Source organism: Arthrobacter sp. 05T423 (assembly GCF_056396245.1).
In genome coordinates this window covers 111,048-129,487 of sequence record NZ_JBFTLC010000009.1, presented here as the reverse complement: position 1 = coordinate 129,487, position 18,440 = coordinate 111,048, and the positions used below count along the sequence as shown (strand labels likewise).

Below are 18,440 nucleotides of genomic sequence, written 5' to 3'. Positions count from 1 at the left end.
GTGGCTGCACAGGAAAGCTCCCGCGGCCTGGACACCCCGCACGCCGAGCTGCCCGGCTGGACGCACGTCTACTCGGGCAAGGTCCGCGACCTGTACGTCCCGGCCAGCGACTCCATCAACGAGCAGTTCGGGCAGGAGTGCGTGCTGGTGGTCGCCACCGACCGCATCAGCGCCTACGACTACGTGCTCAGCAGCGAGATCCCGGACAAGGGACGGATCCTGACCCAGCTGAGCCTCTGGTGGTTCGACCAGCTAAACGTTGAACACCACGTCCTGGCGTCCACCGTGGAGGACGGCGTGCCGGCCGCGGTCGAGGGCCGGGCCATGATCTGCAAGAAGCTGGAAATGTTCCCGGTGGAGTGCATTGCCCGCGGCTACCTCACGGGCTCCGGCCTCGTGGAGTACCGGCAGTCCGGCACCGTCTGCGAGATCCCGCTGCCGGAAGGCCTGGTGGACGGCTCCCGCCTGGAGCGCGCCATCTTCACCCCGTCGGCCAAGGCCGAGGTGGGCGAGCACGACGAAAACATCACCTACGACGCCGTCGTGTCCATCGTGGGCGACGACATCGCGGCGCGCCTGAGCGAGCTGACCCTGGGCATCTACACCAGGGCCGAGGAGATCGCCCGCGAACGCGGCATCATCCTCGCCGACACCAAGGTGGAGTTCGGCTACGACGTCGTGAACGGCGCCATCACGCTCGGCGACGAGGTCTTGACGCCGGACTCGTCCCGCTTCTGGGACGCCGCCACCTACGAGCCCGGCAAGGCCCAGCCCTCCTACGACAAGCAGTTTGTCCGGGACTGGCTGACGTCCGCCGAGTCGGGCTGGGACAGGGGCTCGGATGCGCCCCCACCGGCCCTGCCCGCCGACATCGTGGACCGTACGCGCGCCCGCTACGTCGAGGCCTACGAAAAGCTGACCGGCCGCACATTCAGCTAGGCGATCCAGCGCTGCAAAAACGTCAGGCGCCCCCGGGAACAGTCCCGGGTGCGCCTGACGTTTTTGTAGCTGCTAGCTGGCTTCGGCCGCGGCGGCGCGCCGCTGGGCGAGCCGGATCTCCAGCACGGCGTCGAGGGCCTGCTGGACGCGGTCCTGCGCACCGGCCGCACTGAATTCCTTCTGTGCCTCCTCCAGGTGCACCAGCGCCTCATCCGCTTCGCCCGCGGCCTTCAGCGACTTGCCGAGGAGGAGCGAGACCTCGCCGGCCGTGTGCTTGGCCAGGTCCGTGCGCTCGGCGTGGATGTCGCGGAGCTTCTGCACGGCCGCCACGATGTCGCCGGTGAGGTAGAGCCAGCGGGCCCGGATGAAGGCCACCTCCAGCTGGTCCGTCTTGTTCCCGCCCACGATGGACAGTGCCAGTTCGGCCCGTTCAATGGCGGACAGGGTCTCCGGCTCGACGATCCCGGAGGAGAGGCGGACGGCGGCCGACGCCTTGTTGAAGCGGGCCCAGAGCTCGATGTCGTTGGCGGGGGAGAGCAGCTTGGCCGCCCGCTCGTGGTGCTTGATGCCCTCCGGGTAGTCGTGCCGCATGAATGCGACGTTCCCGATCACCCAGGCCACCTCGCCGGCGAGCTGGGACATCGAATGCTCGTCCATCTGCTCGTTCATGTCCTGGCAGTACTTCCAGGCCTCGTCCAGCCGGCCGCTCTCGGCCAGCGCCCCGATCAGAGCCCGGAGTGCGCCGATGATCAGCGTTGAGCCCTTGGGCAGCTGCGCGCACAGCTCCACCGCCTTCTCGGCGTGTTCGACGGCGGTGCTCAGCTGGCCCTGTCCGTGGCACAGGGCGGCGAGCATCTGGCGCGCCCGGACACCGAGGCCGGCCGATTCGGTGGCCATGGGGTGCTCGGACAGGTGCTCCATGATCCTCTGGCATTCCTTGAGCTGGCCCTGTTTCATGAGGCATTCGGCCTGCATGTAGGTCATGTTCCACCAGGCGCTGGTGTTCTTGCCGTCGAGGGCGATCCGGGCCGCGTTGGCGGCGTGCTCGGCCGCGAGGCCATAGTCGCGCAGATCCCAGGCCTGCCGCGCGTAGAGCCCCGCGAGCACGTATTCGGCGTCACTGACCGAGATGGGCTGGCTCCATGCTTCCAGCGCCTTGGGTGCGAGCTCCAGCCTGCGGGCGAGCTCTTCGATGACGTCGGCTGTGGGTTCCCGCCGCCCGGTCTCCAGCAAGGAAATGTAGCTGGGGGAGTACAGGTCTTTGCCCAGTTCGGCCTGGGTCAGTCCGCGCTCCAGCCGCTCAGCGCGGAGCTTCTCCCCGAATCCGTTACCCACTGGGGTTACCTCCTATTCCGGACAGCCTTTGTACAGAATGCTTGACACCCTCTGTGGAAAACATTTTACAATGTATGTCAACAAGGACTGTGCTGACTGGGTAACGAATCCGACTCGTATTGAGGAACTTTCACATGTTGAAGAAGATAGCAGCCGCCGCCGTTTTGGCGGGGGCCCTCGCATTTTCTGCTGCGGCTCCCGCCGTTCTGTCCGCAGGCTCGGTCGCGGACAACGCGGGCACCCCGGTTGCCATTGGCAACTGGCCGGATCCGATGCGCGTCAAGGACGTGAACAAGACCACTATCGGCAATTGGCCTGATCCCATGGTGTCAGAGACAACCATTGGCAACTGGCCCGATCCCATGTAAACAGCTTCCATGAGGAAAACGGCCCCGGAACATGCGCACATCATGTTCCGGGGCCGTTTTTTCTCCCCCGACGTTTTTCTTGCCAGGAACAGCTGCCGTAACTAAGGAGTGGGGACCATGACGCGGAGAGCGGCCAACGGCCTGCAGCGGGCTTTTTTCCTCTGGACCATCGCCGGCATCTCACTGATTGTGGCGGCCGCTGCCGGTGCTGCTGTGGTTGAGGTGTTCAGGGGAACGGCCGACGCCGGGACTTTCGTCTGGGGGATGATCGGCCTTGCTGCGCTGCTGGAGTCCGTGGTGCTTTTCGCCGTCGGCCTCCGTCTGCGCCACCGGTACCTGAACCAGGTTCAAAGCTACGGCAGCCGGGGAGATTACCTGCCCGACGACGGGTCCCGGCCCAGGATGCCCCTGCTGGGCGACGGGCAGGCGACCCAGAACATCAACCACCAGAGCCTGGGCGGAAACTGAGCCCGCACGGACCCAACTAGGTAGCCATAGTGGGCGTTCTGAGCGCTGGGAACCCCCACAACGGCTACTTAGTTGGGTGAGTGGGGCCTGAAGAAACTGAAAGAGGGCCTCCCTGGGGGAGACCCTCTTTCCTTTTGGTCGGGATGACAGGATTTGAACCTGCGACCTCTTCGTCCCGAACGAAGCGCGCTACCAAGCTGCGCTACATCCCGATCCGCTGCGAAAGCAACTGAACAAGGATATCTGATACTTGGCCAACATGTGAAATCGAGGCCCGGAAGGGGCCCCAGCTCAGACCAGCGAGTCCTTCCAGGCGCTGTGCAGCCGGGCGAAACGGCCGCCGCCGCCGATCAGCTCGTCCGGGGTTCCGTCCTCCACCACCTGTCCGTCGTGGACCACGAGCACCCTGTCCGCGGTTTCCACCGTGGACAGCCGGTGCGCGATGATCAGCGCCGTGCGGGCGGTTCCCCGGGGCGCCCCGTCGTCCGCCGGACTGTCGCCCGCCGGACTGTCGCCGTCCATTCCGCGCAGCAGCCCGGCCAGGCCGCTCTGCACGAGACGCTCGGAGGGTATGTCCAGCGAGGACGTGGCCTCGTCCAGGATCAGGACCGCCGGCCGGGCGAGGAACGCGCGCGCGAAACTGATCAGCTGGCGCTGGCCCGAGGAAACGCGGCCGCCGCGCTTGTTGACGTCGGTGTCGTAGCCCTCGGGGAGTTCCATGATGAACTCGTGCGCGCCCACCGCTTTCGCGGCCGCCTCGATCTCCTCGCGCGGCGCGTCCGGCCGGCCCAGGGCGATGTTGTCCGCCACCGAGCCGCTGAACAGGAAGGCCTCCTGGGTGACCATCACAATGTTCCGCCGCAGGTCCGCGGTGGCCAGTTGCCGGATGTCCACGCCGTCGAGCATCACCGAACCGGCAGACACGTCGTAGAAGCGGGCAATCAGCTTGGCCAGCGTCGACTTGCCGGCACCGGTCTGGCCCACCAGCGCCACTGTCTGGCCAGCGGGAATGCTGAGGCTCAGCGCGGGGATGATGAGCGGGCCGCTGCCGTAGCGGAACTCGACGTCCCGGAATTCGACGGCGCCGCGGGCGTCGCGGAGTTCCACCGCGTTCCGCGGCGGCCGCACTGTGGGCACCTCCTCGAGCAGCCCCGAGACCTTCTCCAGCGCCGCCTGCGCGCTTTGGAAGGAGTTGTAGAACATGGCCATCTGGTCCACGGGCTGGAAGAAGCGCTTGGTGGAGAGCATCAGGGCCAGCAGCACGCCCACGGCCAGGTCACCGGTCAGCACCCGGAAACCGCCGAACAGCAGCACGGCGGCCACACAGACGTTGCCGATCAGTACCAGGCCGGGCTGGAAGATGCCGTTCAGGTTGATGGAGCGGACCGTCGCCTGCCGGTATTCCTCGGCGAGTTCCCCGTAACGGCCGGCGTTCTCGCGCTCCTTGCGGAACGCCTTGACCGCGCGGATGCCGGTCATGGTCTCGATGAAGTGCACGATGAGCCGCGCCGAGACCACCCGGGACTGGCGGAACGCCATCTGCGAATGCTTCTGGTACCAGCGCGCCAGGAAGAACATCGGCACGGCAGCGGCCAGCACCACGAGCCCGCTGCGCCAGTCGAGGGCGAAGACGGTGACGGCGGTGAACACCATGAACAGGGCGCCCGAGGCGAGCGAGCTGACTCCGGAGTCCAGAAGCTCGCGCAGCGCCTCCAGGTCGGAGGTCTGCCGGGCGATGATCCGCCCGGACGTGTACTTCTCATGGAATTCGAGGCTGAGCCGCTGGGTGTGGCGGAAAACCCACAGGCGCAGGTCCAGGAGCATGGCCTGGCTGAGTTTCGCCGTCGATGTTACGTACAGGGCAGTCAGCCCGGCGGCCGCCAGCGCTGTGGCGAGATAGGCGACGCCTGTCAGCACCAGCGGGAAGCTGTTGCCGGCGCGCAGGGCCGGCAGCGCATGGTCGATGCCGAAGGCGATCAGTGCCGGGCCGGCCGCCCGGGCCGCCTGCGACAGGACCACCATGGCGATGGTAAGCCAGAATCGGAGCCGCACCGGCCGGATCAGCGACCCCAGCAAGGCGAGCGACCGGCGTCGTACTGCTTGGCTGTCGCTCCTGCTCAGGTTGGCGTTGTCCTCATTGGCAGTTCCGAAGGCTGTTGCGCTCACCGGCTGACCTCCTCTGCGTCGTCGAGGTCCGACAGCTCGGAGTCCAGGTCCCGGGGCTCCGTTTCCAGGCTCGCGATCACGTGACGGTAATGGCTGTTCCCGGCCAGCAGTTCGGCATGCGTTCCGACGGCGGCGATGCGGCCGTCCTCCAGCAGCGCCACCCGGTCGGCCATAGCCACAGTGGACGGCCGGTGGGCGACGATGAGAGTTGTGGTGCTGGCCAGCACTTCCCGCAGGCGGTTTTCCACGAGCTCCTCGGTGTTCACGTCCAGGGCTGACAGGGGATCGTCGAGGACTAGCACCGAAGGCCGGGCCGCGATGGCCCGAGCCAGGGCGAGGCGCTGCCGCTGGCCGCCGGACAGGCTGAGTCCCTCCTCGCCGATGAGGGTGTTCAGCCCCTCGGGCAGCGAATACGCGAAGTGGGCCTGCGCGGTGTCCAGGGCCTCCGCCAGGATGTTTTCGCGGGCGTCGGTGTCCCCGGCCCGGACGCCCAGCAGCACGTTGTCGCGCACCGAGCTGGAGAACAGGGTGGTGTCCTCGAAGGCCACGGCCACGAGTGTGCGGAGATCCTCGACGCTGAACTCGCGCAGGTCCACGCCGTCGAGCGTGATGGAACCGTCCGTGACGTCGTAGAGCCGGGGCACGAGCTGCAGCAGGGCGCTCTTGCCGCTCCCGGTGATCCCCACCAGCGCCATGGTCTCGCCGGGACAGATGTCCAGCCGGACGTCCTTCAGGATCGGTTTGTCCGGGGCGTCGTCGAAGGCGAACGTCACGTTGTTGAAGCTTAGGGCGCCTTTGACGTCGGCGGGGCGGCGGGCTTCCGCAGCACCGGTGATGGTGTTTTGGGAATCCATCACCTCGAAGTGCCGGTCCAGCGCCGTTTTCGCCGTCAGCGCCATGGCCAGCAGCATGCCGGAGAATTCCACAGGCGCGGCGATGACCGCGGCGGTGGCGAAGAAGGCCACGAGGGAGCCGATGCTGAGCTGGCCGCTGGCGGCCAGCAGAATGCCCGTTACCAGGCCTGCCCCCAGCGCCAGCTCGGGCAGGAGGGTCACCACCATGCTGAAGACGGCCTGGTGGCGGGCCTTGGCGATTTCCGTCTGGCGCAGTTCCTCGGCCTGGCCGTTGAATGTTTCCAATGCTTCCCGGCTGCGGCCAAAGGCCTTCAGCACGCGGATGCCGTGGACGGATTCTTCAACGGTGGTGGCGAGGTCGCCGGCCTGGTCCTGGCTGCGGCGGGCGACCTTGCTGAAGCGGGTCCGGAAGCGGAAGCCGTAGACCATCACAGGTCCCGCTGCGGCCAGGAAGATCAGCGCCAGCTGCCAGCTCATGGTGAACATAACGACGACGCCGATCACCACTGTCAGGGTAGTCACCACCAGCATGATGGCCCCGAATGCCATCCAGCGGCGGATGAAGTTGAGGTCCGTCATGGCGCGGGAGAGCAGCTGCCCGGAGCCCCAGCGGTCATGGAAGGAAACGGGGAGATCCTGCAGGTGGCCGTACAGCGAGACCCTCATCCGGGTCTCCACGGTGGTGGCCGGGTTGATCACGAAGGTGCGGCGCAGGGCAACCAGCACGGCCTCGGCGACGCCCAGCGCCAGGATGAGGCCGGCCGAGCCCCACACGGCTTCGGCGGTGGCCCCGGGCCGGAGGGAATCGTTGACCAGCGAGCGCAGCACCTGCGGGATGGCCAGGGCAACCACGCTGGCCAGGAGCGCGGACAGCAGGCCCATAATGAGCCGCGGCAGGACCGGTTTCACATGGGGATAGAGACGGCTGACGGATCGAAAAAATGAACTCTGCTTGGCCATGCCCGCTTCTTGAACTGATGTAGTTTCCCGTAGCAACTACCCTATGCCATGGGCGGCACCCTTCACAGGTGACAGGTCACCCTAGGACCTACGGCTCTCACGGACGGGAGCGAGCCTGAGCGGTCAGGCGCGCGCGGTAAGCGTCAGCAGGACGGCCTCGGGCTTGCAGGCGATCCGGACCGGCGCAAAGCGCGAGGTGCCGATCCCGCCCGAGACGTTGACCGGCGTCGTACTTCCGTTGCTGCTCCAGTCGTTGAGACCCTTGGCCCGCCAGGTGGGGATGTCGCAGTTGGCGACGACGGCGCCGTACCCCGGGATGCACAGCTGGCCGCCGTGCGTGTGGCCGGCCAGGAGAAGGTCCGCGCCGTCCTCGGTGAAGTGGTCCAGGACCCTCTGGTACGGGGCGTGGATGACGGCGATGCGCAGGTGGTCCTTGGCGTTCTGGCCCCTGGTGCCGCGCGGCCAGCCGGCGTACCGTTCGCGGTTGAGGTGCGGATCATCCACGCCCGAGAAATCGAAACGCATGCCGTTCAGCACCACCGACTGGTGCCGGTTGGTCAGGTCGATCCAGCCGCCCATGCCGAAGCCGGAGCGCAGGCGCGCCCAGTCGAGTTCCACACGGTCCGGCGCGGCCTTCGAGGGCCCCATCAGGTAGGCGGCGGGGTTCTTGAGCTTGGGCGCGTAGTAGTCGTTGGAGCCCGGAACAAACACGCCCGGGAACTCCATGAGTGGTGCCAGCGCGTTCAGCAGCGGGTCCACGGCCTTGGGGTGGCTGAGGTTGTCGCCCGTGTTCACCACCAGGTCCGGCCTGAGAGTCGCAAGCGACTGCAGCCACTCCGCCTTGGCCTTCTGGCCCGGAACGAAGTGGATGTCGCTCAAATGCAGGATCCGGAACGGGGCCCGGCCCGGAGGGAGGATCGGGACGGTTTCCTCGCGGAGGACGAACTGGTTCTTTTCCCACAGTCCGTAGGCCGTGGCGGCGAGGGCGGCTGCGGTTCCGGCGCCGGCGGTGACGGCAAAGCCGCGCCCGATGCTCCGGACGCGGCTTGCCACCTGTGAGAAGTCAGTCACGGTCAGCCGTTCCCCTTGGTGCTGTTGCCGTTTCCATTGTTATTACCGTTGTTGTTGTTGTTGTTGTTGCCGGTGCCACCGGTGTTTCCACCGCCATTGCCGGTGTCCGTGTTACCGCCGGTGGTTCCGCCCTGGGCCGGGTTGTCCGGAACCGTGGGCTGGTACTGCGGCGTGCCGTAAAGCAGGTTCGACGGCGGTTCCGGGAAGGGGTCCGTGCCGTAGCTCGGCGCGATCTGGGACATGAAGTTGGAGAACATCGGCCCGGCGATCATGTAGCCGTCGATTCCGGTGTAGAACTTCCCGTTGATGGTCACGTTCTGGCCGGCCCGCTGCTGGTTACCGAGCGCGTCACCGAACCACGCCGCCGTGGCGAGGCCCGTGGTGTGGCCCACCACCCAGGTGGAGCCGTTGTTGTTGGACGTACCGGTCTTGGCGGCGATCGGGAAGTTGGTCTGCGTGGAGATCCGCGGCTCGATCAGGGAACCGGACCCCTCGTTCAGCACCTTTTGCAGTGCATAGTTCACGCCGCGCGCCACCTCGGGTTTGAGGGCGTCACGGCAGGCGGGGGACTGGGCCGGCAGCTGCGCGCCGGACTGGTCCGTCACCGAGGTGATGGCGATCGGGGCGCAGTACTTGCCGTCGTTGGCAAACGTGGCAAAGGCGCTGGCCATGGTCAGCGGCGCCGTCTGCCTCGAACCCAGCAGGTTACCAATGGTGGTCATGGTGAGCTTTGGGTTCGGATCCACTACCGCGTTGGTGTCCTTATCGCGGGCCGGCAGGCCTTCGTGCAGGCCAACTGCGTCCACAACCTTCTGGATGCCGCACAGGTCAAGCTGGGCTGCAGATGCAAATGTGGCGGTATTGATGGAGTTCTTCAGGCCGTCCAGCACGCTCATGGGGCGGTAGTAGCCGTCTTCCGCGTTCTGCAGGTCATCGGTGCCGTTGGTGCTGTCGTACCAGCCAACGGTGGGGGTGGGGCAGGTGTTCTGCCACGGGAAGTTCTGCGGGTAGCGGCGTTGGGAGGCGTCGACGATCGTGTTCATCGACTTGCCCTCGTTCAGCCACTCGGCAAAGGTGAACGGCTTCATGGTGGAGCCGGGCTGTGCGCCGCCCAGGCCGTTCAGGTCGTTGCCGTGGTCGTCGTACTGGTCCACGCTGAAGTTGATCTGGGACTCGAACTTGCCCTTGCCAGCAAACCATGAGGTGTTCTGAGCCATGTTGGTGATCTTGCCCGTGCCCGGTTCAACCGAGACCATCGCTGCGCCCCACTTGTCCGGGTTCGATCCGGCAGCGGCGTTCACCTGGTCCTGCGCGGCCTTCTGCGCCTTCGGGTCCAGGGTGGTCTTGATGGTCAGGCCGCCGCGGAACACCTTCTTCTCGCGTTCGGTGGCATCGGCACCGTAGGCCGGGTTGTTCAGCAAAAGGTGCAGGACGTAGTCGCAGAAGTACGGGGCGGTGGGCGAATAGGCACAGCCCTGCCGCGCCGGGGTCACCTTCGGCTTGACCGGCGTGGCCACAGCGGCGGTGTACTGGTCCTTGGTGATCTTGCCGTGGGTGAGCATGGCACTGAGCACCAGGTCCCTGCGCACCTTGGCGTTGGCCGGGTTGGTGATGGGGTCGAAGGCCGAAGGGCTGTTCACGAGGCCGGCGAGCAGCGCGGCCTGGGGGAGTGTGAGGTCCTTCGCGGTGGTGCTGAAGAAGAACTTGGAGGCGGCCTCAATACCGTACGCGTCGCGGTTGAAGAAGACGATGTTCAGGTAGCCCTCAAGGATCTGCTCCTTGGTGAATTTCTTCTCCAGGGCGATCGCGAGCTTCATTTCGCGGAGTTTGTCGCCGACGCCCTTATTGACGCCGTTGAGCTTGATCTCGTCCGATTTGTCCTGCGCTTCAAGGTTGGCGTTGAGGACGTTGTTGACGTACTGCTGGGTGATGGTGGACGCACCCTGCTTGTTGCCCCGCGCCGTGGCGACCAAGGCGCGGAGGATGCCTGTGGTGTCCACGCCGCCGTGCTCGTAGAAGCGGCTGTCCTCAATGGAGATCACCGCGTCCTTCATGAACGGGGAGATCTGGTCCAGCGGGACGCGGGTACGGTTTTCCGCGTACAGGTTGGCGATCACGCTCCCGTCCGCGGCCAGGACCTTGGTGGACTGGCTGGGCGGGTCCACCTGAAGTTCAGCGGGCAGGGTGTCAAAGAATTCGATCGAGCCGCTGGCTGTGCTGCCCGAGACGGCGGCTGCAGGAACCAGCAGGCCGGCCACGAGGACACCACAAATAGCGCTCACGCCAAGGAAGCCAAGAATTTTTCCGAGGGTGGTGGCCGTGTCGAATATGGGGTTCTTACGAGTCGCCATGTTCTCCAGTTTACCGGCAACGATTAGGCTTTATTTCATGACCAAATGGGAGTACGCCACGATTCCGCTCATCATCCACGCCACGAAGCAGATTCTGGACCAGTGGGGAGACGACGGCTGGGAGCTTGTTCAGGTAGTCCCCGGACCCGACGGCAACGGACTTGTCGCCTACCTTAAGAGGGAGAAGCAGTAGCATGACCACCCCGCAGGAAACCGCTTCCAGCGCTGATCTGGCGGCGTCGTCCGCCGTCGAACAGCGACTTGCCGAATTGGGATTGACCCTCCCGGAAGTCGCCGCTCCCGTAGCCGCGTACGTGCCGGCGGTCGTCTCGGGCAACCACGTTTACACGTCCGGCCAGCTGCCGTTTATTAACGGCAAACTCGAAGCTACGGGCAAGGTGTCCGCAGGCATCGAGGGCGCGTCCGACGAGCCGACTGTGTCCCCGGAAGACGCGAAGGCATACGCGGCTGTCTGCGCCGTCAACGCCCTGGCCGCGGTGAAGAGCGTCATCGGCGACCTCGACCGCATCACGCGCATTGTTAAAGTTGTGGGCTTCGTCTCCTCCGACCCGTCCTTCACCGGCCAGCCGGGCGTCATCAACGGCGCCTCCGAGCTCCTGGGCCGGGTCTTCGGTGACGCGGGCCAGCACGCCCGTTCCGCCGTCGGCGTTTCAGTCCTGCCTCTCGACTCTCCCGTGGAAGTCGAACTGATCGCCGAATTCAGCTAGGAGCAGTAGGTTCCTTTGCCCCACCTAGCACGCCGGCTCTTTGTTCTTCCTCCCGATCTTGAAGGGGCGGCACGCAGCTGGCTCGAACACGGAGAGCGGACTCCGCGCAAACCCCGTTTCGCGTCCTCCGTGGTTCTCCTCCGGGATTCGCCCACCGGCCTGGAAACCTGGCTCGGGTACCGTCCCGGGTCATCCCCGCTGGGTGTCCTCGCCTTTCCGGGCGGTTCCCTGGACTCGTCCGACGACGACGCTGTCGGCTGGCTGGGACCGTCGCCCCAGCACTGGGCTGACCAGATGGGAACGGACGACGTCGGGCTGGCCCGCCGCCACGTGGTGGGTGCAGTCCGGGAACTGTTCGAGGAAACCGGCGTGCTGCTGGCCGGCCCGGACCTGTCCTCCACCGTGGAGGCGACGTCCACGGTGGAGTGGATGAAGGCCCGGGAAGCTGTGGCATCGCAGGAAAAGTCGTTCAATGAGGAGTTGTCGAAGCGCGGCCTGTCCCTGCGCACCGACCTGCTCAAGCCGCTCGTGAACTGGCTCAGCCCGGACTTCGCGCACCGGCGCTTCAACACGCGATATTTCGCCGCCACCGTCCCCATGAACCAGCAGCCCTCCATCCTGGAGAGCAAGGGCGTCTGGGGCCGGTGGGTGTGCGCCACCAAGGCGATCGCCGAACGCGACACGACTGTCCTCGGTGACGAGGCCGGCCAGGAGAACACCGTCGGCCTCACCCTCGGGCAACTCATGGTCCCCGGCTCGGAAATCATGCTGGAGAAGATGGCGAAAGCCAACGGCTGCATCGCCTACCTCAGCTACAAGCGCACCCCGCACGTCTACCAGCCTAAGCTGGTCGAGGAGAACGGGACGCTCATGCTCGAAGTCGAGGCTGCGAAGACGGTAGCCGGAGAGCCCCAACGCGAACGCTAGGGGCGTTTTGGTTCCGTCTGCCGGGCGGCGGCCCTTCGCCGTCGGTGGTGGTTGCGTCCGCCGGGCGACGGCCCTTCGCCGTCGCTTAGACACGACGCGTAGGGGCCCCTCCGATCGCGGGCGACCTCCGGACCCCGTCGGGTTTCGTGCAACCCTCTCGCAGTTCCTACCGTCTTTCTCCGAACGCTCTCTGCCGGTGGTGACTTAAACAGCAAAGGCCGCCCCGAGCGGGACGGCCCTTGCGTGTTGGCTAGCGGGAGCGCTGGCGGAGGCGCTGCATGTCCAGGATCACGACGGCGCGTGCCTCGAGGCGCAGCCAGCCGCGCTGAACGAACTCGGCCAATGCCTTGTTGACGGTTTCGCGGGAGGCGCCAACCAGCTGGGCCAGCTCTTCCTGGGTAAGCTCGTGTGCCACGAGAACGCCGTCCGTGGCGGGACGGCCGAAGCGGTCGGCGAGGTCCAGGAGGGCCTTGGCCACGCGGCCGGGCACGTCGGAGAAGACCAGGTCGGAGAGTGAGTCGTTGGTGCGGCGAAGCCGGCGGGCCAGTGCCTGCAGCAGCTGGGCCGAGACCTCAGGACGGGTCCGCAGAAGGGAGTTCAGGCTCTCGTTCTTGAGGCCGGCCAGACGGGTTTCCGAGACGGCGGTGGCCGTGGCCGTACGCGGGCTCGGATCGAACAGGGCCATCTCGCCGAAGAGTTCACCAGGGCCGAGGATGGCCAGCAGGGATTCGCGGCCGTCGGGGGAGGTGCGGCCGAGCTTCACCTTGCCGGAGACAATGAAGTACAGCTGGTCACCCTGGTCGCCCTCGCGGAAAACGGATGCGCCGCGGGACAGGTCGACCTCGGTCAGTTCGTCCGTCAGCAGACGGAACGCGTCGTCGTCCAGCGTGGCGAAAAGGGGTGCGCGTCGCAATACCTCGATGTCCATGAATTCTCCTGAGTAAAAGTGTCGTCTGGGGCGCTTGTGCCATTGTTTCAGAATTTTCAACGTTCTGTGACGTACTTGGCAGCTGAAACGCCCTAAAAGACGCCGCGAGACCAGCGTCGGCTCAACACATCCACGGCAAACTGTCAGACTTCGCCAGTAGAATCAGGGCTTAGCTGCTTGTGAGGAGACCCCGGTGTTTGGCCTGACCGTTCTGGACCTTGCGTTGATTCTCACGCTTTTGTCCTATCTGATCTACGGCCTGCGCAACGGGTTCCTGGTGAGCGTCGGCGGCCTTGCCGGCTTCGCGGCCGGCGCCGTGGCCGCTTTCCTCTCAGTCCCGCTGGTCAGCGACTTTGTGAATGACAGCGGGTGGCGCCTGACCGCCATCATCGGCACCGCCATCCTGTTGGTGGTCCTCGGCAATGCGCTCGGCACCATGATCGGACGCAGTATCCGCAGCGCCGTCCGCATGCGCCCGCTCCGGGCCGTGGACCGAATCGTCGGCGGGGCCCTGAACCTGGTGGTGGCGGCACTGGTCATGTCCATGCTGGCCTTCAGCATCAGTGCACTGGGCGTGCCCTTCGTTTCGCAGCAGCTGGCCGACTCAAAGGTGATCCGTTTCATAGACGGGATGACGCCCAACCCGGTGAAATCTGCCGCGGCGCAGCTGCGTTCCGCGGTCATCGGGGACGGGATCCCCACGCTCATCGAGGGCATCGGGCAGGAGCAGCAGGTCCCGGTTCCGAACGCCAGCACGGACACACCGGCCCTGAACAAGGCAGCTGGCTCGGTCCTGAAGATCGCCGGGACGGCGTTCCAGTGCGGGCAGAACCAGACCGGAACAGGTTTCGTGGTGTCGCCCGGACGCGTGGTAACCAACGCACACGTCGTGGCCGGAGTGTCGCAGCCGGTGGTGGACGTCCCCGGCGGAGGAGCCCTGCCCGGCCGGGTGGTGTACTTCGACAGCAAGCGTGACCTCGCCGTCCTGGCCGTGGACGGCCTTCCCGCCGCGGCGCTGCCGCTGAGCTCCGATCTGCCCGCGGGAACCGCCGCCGCCTTTGCCGGCTACCCGCACGGCGGCCCGTACCAGTCCAAACCGGCCACTGTGCAGGGTATTTCCACGGTGCTGGTGCCGGACATCTACGGCAACAACCCCGTCCCGGACGAGGTGTATAAGCTGGCAGGCGACGTCCAGCCGGGCAACTCGGGCGGGCCGCTGCTCACGACCAGCGGAGAGGTGGCGGGTGTCATCTTCGCGAAGACCACATCCAACGCCGCCCTGGGCTTCGCGATTCCGATGGTGGACCTCCGGCCGGTGGCAGCGGAGGCCGCGGGCCTGTCCAGCTCCGTGTCATCTGGTCAGTGCATTCAGCAGTAGCGGCACCCGGATCACCCGGTTAGAGCCAGTCAAGGCTCTGGCCGTGCGGGCCGGTGATGGCCACCGGCCGGCCGTTGTGCTGCAACAGGAAGTTCCCGCGAAGGCGGCTGGCGTCCATTTCCGGGACCACCGCCGAGCCGTCTTCCTGGATGATCACCGTCTCGCCCTCGTTGGACAGCCAGTGGCAACCCCGCTGGTGTGCCAGACCATGCATGGTGGCCCGGAACCTGGCACGTCCGTCAGCGCTGACGTACCCCATGACAGCGCTGTGGAACACCACCAGTGCGGCGTCGGCAGGCGCCTGGGCCGCCAGTGACAGCAGCTGCTCGTTGAGGTCCCCGGCCACGAGCAACGGCGGCTCATCGCGCGCAACGGCAATGGCCCGGCGCAGCCGCTCACGGCGGAACTCCTGCTCCGGCCAGATGAGCGCCTCAAGCCAGGCGACGTCGTCGGCACTCCGCACGTCAAGGGGGTTCAGGTCAATCCCCGCCCGCCACACCACAGAGGGCAAGCTGTCCGGCAGTGGAACCGGGCCCATGGTCCGGCAGCGCAGGACTGGCGCGCCCCAACGTTCGTCGGGCTCCGCCGGCGAATAGCCGGACGCGGCGGGCAGTTCGCCGAATCCGCCGGGACCGAGCCGCGTCACCGTCGCGCCGTCGTCGAACTCGTAGCCGTAGCGGTCCGGAAACAGCGCGAGCCCGGCGGAGGCGCCCACCTCGATCAGGGCGAGCGGCCTGCCCTCGGCGGCGGCTATGGCCGCGAGTGATGGCAGCAAGGTGGCGCAGCGGCCCACCTCGTTGGTCTGCGTGGCGCGGGACATGACGGTGCGAGAGACCTCGGCCCAGTGCTCGTCCAGGAACGTCCGGAACTCCGGGTAAGGAGAGATCCTGGCGCCGAGGAAACGGGCGGCGGCGAGCATCAGCAGGGGCTGGCGCTTGTTGTAAGGCCACTGGTCGATCCGGGCGATCAGCCCGGGATCATCGGCGATGCGCAGGGACCAGTCCGCGTAGCAGGGCGAGGAACCGGGGGCATCAACCGTGCCGAAGTGCCGGTACCACTCTGCGGTGCCGAGGGCCGCCGCCGGCATGGTCAGGCCTTGCCGGCGTTCAGGTCGGCGAGGTACTCCACGGCGAACCGGTAGCCCAGAATCCCGGCACCGGCGATCACGGCCTTGCTGATGTCCGAGAGGTAGGAGTGGTGGCGGAATTCCTCGCGGGCGTGCACGTTGGTGATGTGCACTTCCACCGTGGGGACCTGCACCGCGGAGATGGCGTCCCGGATGGCCACCGAGGTGTGGGTGTAGGCCCCGGCGTTCAGCACGATGCCGATGGCCTTGCCGCGGGCGGCGTGAATGGCGTCCACCAGCGCGCCCTCATGGTTGGACTGGAAGCACTCGACGTCGAGCCCGTGCGCGTCGGCGGCGTCCTTGGCGAGCTGCTCGACGTCGGCCAGTGTGGCCGTGCCGTACTTTTCCGGCTCACGGGTGCCGAGGAGGTTCAGGTTGGGGCCGTTTAGGACAAGGATGGTGCCGCGGCCGGCTTCGGTGGCGGAGGAGGCTTCAGTCATGACTGCAAATCTATCGCGCCGGGTTGCCGGACTTCCGGGGTCAAGGCTTTCGTTACGGAAACGCGCTGTCCCGCACCGCTGGCCGGAGGGCCGGCAGTGCGGGACGGAGAGCAGTTCAGAGCGCCGTGACCTTCAGCACCAGTGCGTGTTCCGGGTTGAGGTTCGGCATCGGAAGCCCCACCTCGGCCAGGAAGCGGCCTCTCGCCTCCGCGCCGGAAGCCAGCCATGCCGGCGGCTGGATCTGGGTGAAGGTGTGGCCGTAATCGGCATCGCCCGGGGCCGGGAAGATGGCCTCCACCCGGTAGCGGCGCGCCTCTTCCAGCCCCGGCAGGGCGACCCGTCCCAGCAGTTCGGCGAATGAGGTGCGCGTGCTCACCAGGGCGAACAGCGCCGCCGTCGTGCCCGTGGCAACGGAATCAGCGGCAGCACCGGAACCGGCCACCACGCCGTGGAGCATGAGCGAGTCGTCGGGGACGTCGGCCCGGACCATCCTGCCGCTGTGGATCAGACCGCGGTGCTCCTTGTACAGCGCGATGAAGCGCTTGAGTTCCTCGCGCTCCTCGCCCTGCACCTCCCGGACGTCCCATTCCATCCCGAAGTGGCCGAACAGCGCGGTGATGGCACGGAAGGACAGGTCGTGGGTGCGGGCGGTGGTGTGCGACGTGGTGGGGCCGACGTGCCCGCCCACCAGTTCGGGCGGAACCACGACGCCGGTCCACCGCTGGATGGTCTGCCGTTCCAGCGCGTCGTTGCAGTCCGAACCCCAAATGCGGTCCGTGCGGTCCAGGATGCCGAGGTCCACACGTGCCCCGCCGGACGAGCAGCTTTCGACTTCGACGCCGGGATGGGCCTTCCGGAGCTCATCGAACAGGCGGTAGGCGGCGAGCGTCTGCTCGTGGACGGAGGAGCGCCCGGCGTGCCCGTGCTCGGTGAGGTCCCTGTTCTGGTCCCACTTCAGGTAGCTGATGTTGTTCTCGCGCAGCAGGGCGTCGATCCGGCCGAAAATGTACTGCCAGGCCTCCGGGTTCACCAGGTCGATGACGTGCTGGTTCCGCCAGGCCAGCGGCAGGCGTCCGCCGTCCTTGTGCGAGGCGGCGGCCGGTCCCACGATCCAGTCCGGGTGCGCCCGTGCCACGTCCGAGTTGAGGTTGATCATTTCGGGCTCCACCCACAGCCCGAACTCCATGCCCCGGGACGTGACGGCCTCGATGAGCGGTGTGAGCCCTTCCGGCCAGAGCGACTCGTCCACGAACCAGTCACCCAAGCCGGCGGTGTCGTCGCGGCGGCCGCGGAACCATCCGTCGTCGAGCACGAAGCGCTCCACGCCCAGGTCGGCGGCCGAGTCCGCGAGCTCGATCAGGGTGTCCAGGTTGTGGTCGAAGTAGACGGCCTCCCACGTGTTGAGCACCACGGGGCGCGGCTTTCCGCCGCCCGACGCCGGGAGCACGTGGTGCGGGCGGGAACGGAACCAGCTGTAGAACGCCTCGCTGATGCCGTCCAGGCCGCGGTCCGAGTAGGCAGCGAAGAGCTTGGGAGTGGTGTAGTCCGCGCCGGGCCCGAGGATCACCTCGGCCGGGCCGAGCAGTTCGGAGCCGCCGATCATCGTTCGCCCGTCGGCGAGGGTGTCCGCAAACTGTTCGTGGTTGCCGCTCCAGGCCAGGTGGGTGGCCCAGACCCTGCCGTGGCGGTTACCGAAGCCGGCGGTGCCGGCGGCGAACAGCAGCGAGGAGTCGTGTCCTGTGCGGCCGTGCCGGCCGGTGCGCACCCAGGTGCCCTGTTGGATGGGCCGCCGCTGCGGGTGCCGTTCCCGGCACCAGCGCCCGGTCAGGTCCAGAAGTTCGACGGCGTCCGGAGCCACCGGGAGGACGGCGGCCAGTTCGTCGAGCTGGAAGGGAGTGGTTCCGGTGTTTGTGACGGTGTGCTGCAGTTCCAGCAGGCCGCCGTCGTGCAGGACGAGAGTGGATTCGACGGTGATGCCGGCGTCGGCATCCTGCTGGACGACTACGGCTGAGCTGCCGTCAACTGTGGCGTGCACGGCGCGCAGGCGAACGGAGAAGTCGAGTCCGGAGACGCCGTCGGCAATCCGGTGCCCGCGCAGGCCCGGCCGGCCACGCCAGCTGGAGGACGCCTGCGGGAGCAGTCCGGCCGGGACGGTGACGTCGACGGCGGAGTTGGGAATAGTCTCCGAGAGGATGGCCAGGTCAGGGAGTTCGCTGCCAAGGTCGGCACCCCAGTGGATGACCTCGGCCTCCCCGCTGTTGAAGCTGATCACCAGGCTGGTGCCGGTGGTACGGAGGTGCAGGGGGTCCATAGGTGGGTCTCTTTCGTGATGCGCAGATAGGTAGGAGTGGTGTCGCGGGGCCGGGCGCGGTGTGCGCGGTTCCGGCCCCGCTGGTGTGGT

At 66.8% G+C, this 18,440-nt stretch carries 16 protein-coding genes and 1 tRNA gene; 7 read left to right on the top strand and 10 right to left on the bottom strand.

Going from position 1 to position 18,440, the window contains the following annotated elements; translation table 11 throughout:
• Entirely contained in the window at positions 1-939 is a 939-nt protein-coding gene (locus tag AC1DFE_RS09780) for a phosphoribosylaminoimidazolesuccinocarboxamide synthase (RefSeq protein WP_476905694.1), read from the top strand.
• A gap of 72 nt (positions 940-1,011) precedes the next feature.
• Here AC1DFE_RS09780 and AC1DFE_RS09775 read toward each other — a convergent pair whose 3' ends face one another.
• Complete coding sequence (locus tag AC1DFE_RS09775) at positions 1,012-2,274, bottom strand: helix-turn-helix domain-containing protein (RefSeq protein ID WP_476905693.1); 1,263 nt, start codon at positions 2,272-2,274, stop codon at positions 1,012-1,014.
• A 134-nt stretch (positions 2,275-2,408) separates the two neighbouring features.
• Between AC1DFE_RS09775 and AC1DFE_RS09770 the strand changes: the two genes are divergently transcribed.
• On the top strand, positions 2,409-2,642 hold the full coding sequence (locus AC1DFE_RS09770; protein WP_476905692.1) for a hypothetical protein: 234 nt from the start codon (positions 2,409-2,411) through the stop codon (positions 2,640-2,642).
• Between the two features lie 117 nt (positions 2,643-2,759).
• Positions 2,760-3,110: a hypothetical protein gene (locus AC1DFE_RS09765; RefSeq protein WP_476905691.1), complete on the top strand. Its 351-nt coding sequence runs from the start codon at positions 2,760-2,762 to the stop codon at positions 3,108-3,110.
• Positions 3,111-3,245: 135 nt separating this feature from the next.
• On the opposite strand, the gene AC1DFE_RS09760 is transcribed toward AC1DFE_RS09765, so the two are convergent.
• The 5 genes from AC1DFE_RS09760 to AC1DFE_RS09740 all read right to left on the bottom strand — a co-directional run bounded on the left by AC1DFE_RS09760 (position 3,246) and on the right by AC1DFE_RS09740 (position 10,512).
• A tRNA-Pro gene (locus AC1DFE_RS09760) sits at positions 3,246-3,322 on the bottom strand.
• Positions 3,323-3,401: 79 nt separating this feature from the next.
• On the bottom strand, positions 3,402-5,276 hold the full coding sequence (locus AC1DFE_RS09755) for an ABC transporter ATP-binding protein (protein WP_476905690.1): 1,875 nt from the start codon (positions 5,274-5,276) through the stop codon (positions 3,402-3,404).
• Positions 5,273-7,090, bottom strand: coding sequence for an ABC transporter ATP-binding protein (locus AC1DFE_RS09750; protein WP_476905689.1), 1,818 nt, complete (start codon positions 7,088-7,090; stop codon positions 5,273-5,275). The genes AC1DFE_RS09755 and AC1DFE_RS09750 overlap by 4 nt, the downstream gene beginning before the upstream one ends.
• Positions 7,091-7,213: 123 nt before the next feature.
• The gene (locus tag AC1DFE_RS09745) at positions 7,214-8,161 is read right to left on the bottom strand and encodes a metallophosphoesterase (protein WP_476905688.1); all 948 of its coding nucleotides are present in this window, start codon (positions 8,159-8,161) and stop codon (positions 7,214-7,216) included.
• A 2-nt stretch (positions 8,162-8,163) separates the two neighbouring features.
• Positions 8,164-10,512 carry a transglycosylase domain-containing protein gene (locus AC1DFE_RS09740; protein WP_476905687.1) on the bottom strand — a complete coding sequence of 783 codons (2,349 nt, stop codon included), beginning with the start codon at positions 10,510-10,512 and terminating at the stop codon, positions 8,164-8,166.
• A 37-nt stretch (positions 10,513-10,549) separates the two neighbouring features.
• Between AC1DFE_RS09740 and AC1DFE_RS09735 the strand changes: the two genes are divergently transcribed.
• From AC1DFE_RS09735 to AC1DFE_RS09725, 3 genes are read left to right on the top strand one after another with little or no spacing between them, the layout of a single operon-like run.
• Positions 10,550-10,705 carry a DUF4177 domain-containing protein gene (locus tag AC1DFE_RS09735; protein WP_003797879.1) on the top strand — a complete coding sequence of 52 codons (156 nt, stop codon included), beginning with the start codon at positions 10,550-10,552 and terminating at the stop codon, positions 10,703-10,705.
• Between the two features lies 1 nt (position 10,706).
• Positions 10,707-11,240: a RidA family protein gene (locus AC1DFE_RS09730; RefSeq protein WP_476905686.1), complete on the top strand. Its 534-nt coding sequence runs from the start codon at positions 10,707-10,709 to the stop codon at positions 11,238-11,240.
• Between the two features lie 15 nt (positions 11,241-11,255).
• Entirely contained in the window at positions 11,256-12,167 is a 912-nt protein-coding gene (locus AC1DFE_RS09725; RefSeq protein ID WP_476905685.1) for an NUDIX hydrolase, read from the top strand.
• Between the two features lie 250 nt (positions 12,168-12,417).
• On the opposite strand, the gene AC1DFE_RS09720 is transcribed toward AC1DFE_RS09725, so the two are convergent.
• Positions 12,418-13,095: a Crp/Fnr family transcriptional regulator gene (locus tag AC1DFE_RS09720; RefSeq protein ID WP_003797871.1), complete on the bottom strand. Its 678-nt coding sequence runs from the start codon at positions 13,093-13,095 to the stop codon at positions 12,418-12,420.
• A 193-nt stretch (positions 13,096-13,288) separates the two neighbouring features.
• Here AC1DFE_RS09720 and AC1DFE_RS09715 point away from each other — a divergent pair, with 193 nt between their 5' ends.
• On the top strand, positions 13,289-14,473 hold the full coding sequence (locus AC1DFE_RS09715) for a MarP family serine protease (RefSeq protein ID WP_476905684.1): 1,185 nt from the start codon (positions 13,289-13,291) through the stop codon (positions 14,471-14,473).
• Between the two features lie 19 nt (positions 14,474-14,492).
• Here AC1DFE_RS09715 and AC1DFE_RS09710 read toward each other — a convergent pair whose 3' ends face one another.
• The 3 genes from AC1DFE_RS09710 to AC1DFE_RS09700 form a co-directional block, all read right to left on the bottom strand.
• Positions 14,493-15,560 (bottom strand): DUF2332 domain-containing protein, encoded by a 1,068-nt coding sequence (locus AC1DFE_RS09710; protein WP_476905683.1) that lies wholly within the window; start codon positions 15,558-15,560, stop codon positions 14,493-14,495.
• Between the two features lie 2 nt (positions 15,561-15,562).
• Complete coding sequence (gene aroQ, locus AC1DFE_RS09705; RefSeq protein WP_476905682.1) at positions 15,563-16,039, bottom strand: type II 3-dehydroquinate dehydratase; 477 nt, start codon at positions 16,037-16,039, stop codon at positions 15,563-15,565.
• Between the two features lie 115 nt (positions 16,040-16,154).
• On the bottom strand, positions 16,155-18,350 hold the full coding sequence (locus AC1DFE_RS09700; protein WP_476905681.1) for an alpha-galactosidase: 2,196 nt from the start codon (positions 18,348-18,350) through the stop codon (positions 16,155-16,157).
• Positions 18,351-18,440 lie beyond the last annotated feature (90 nt).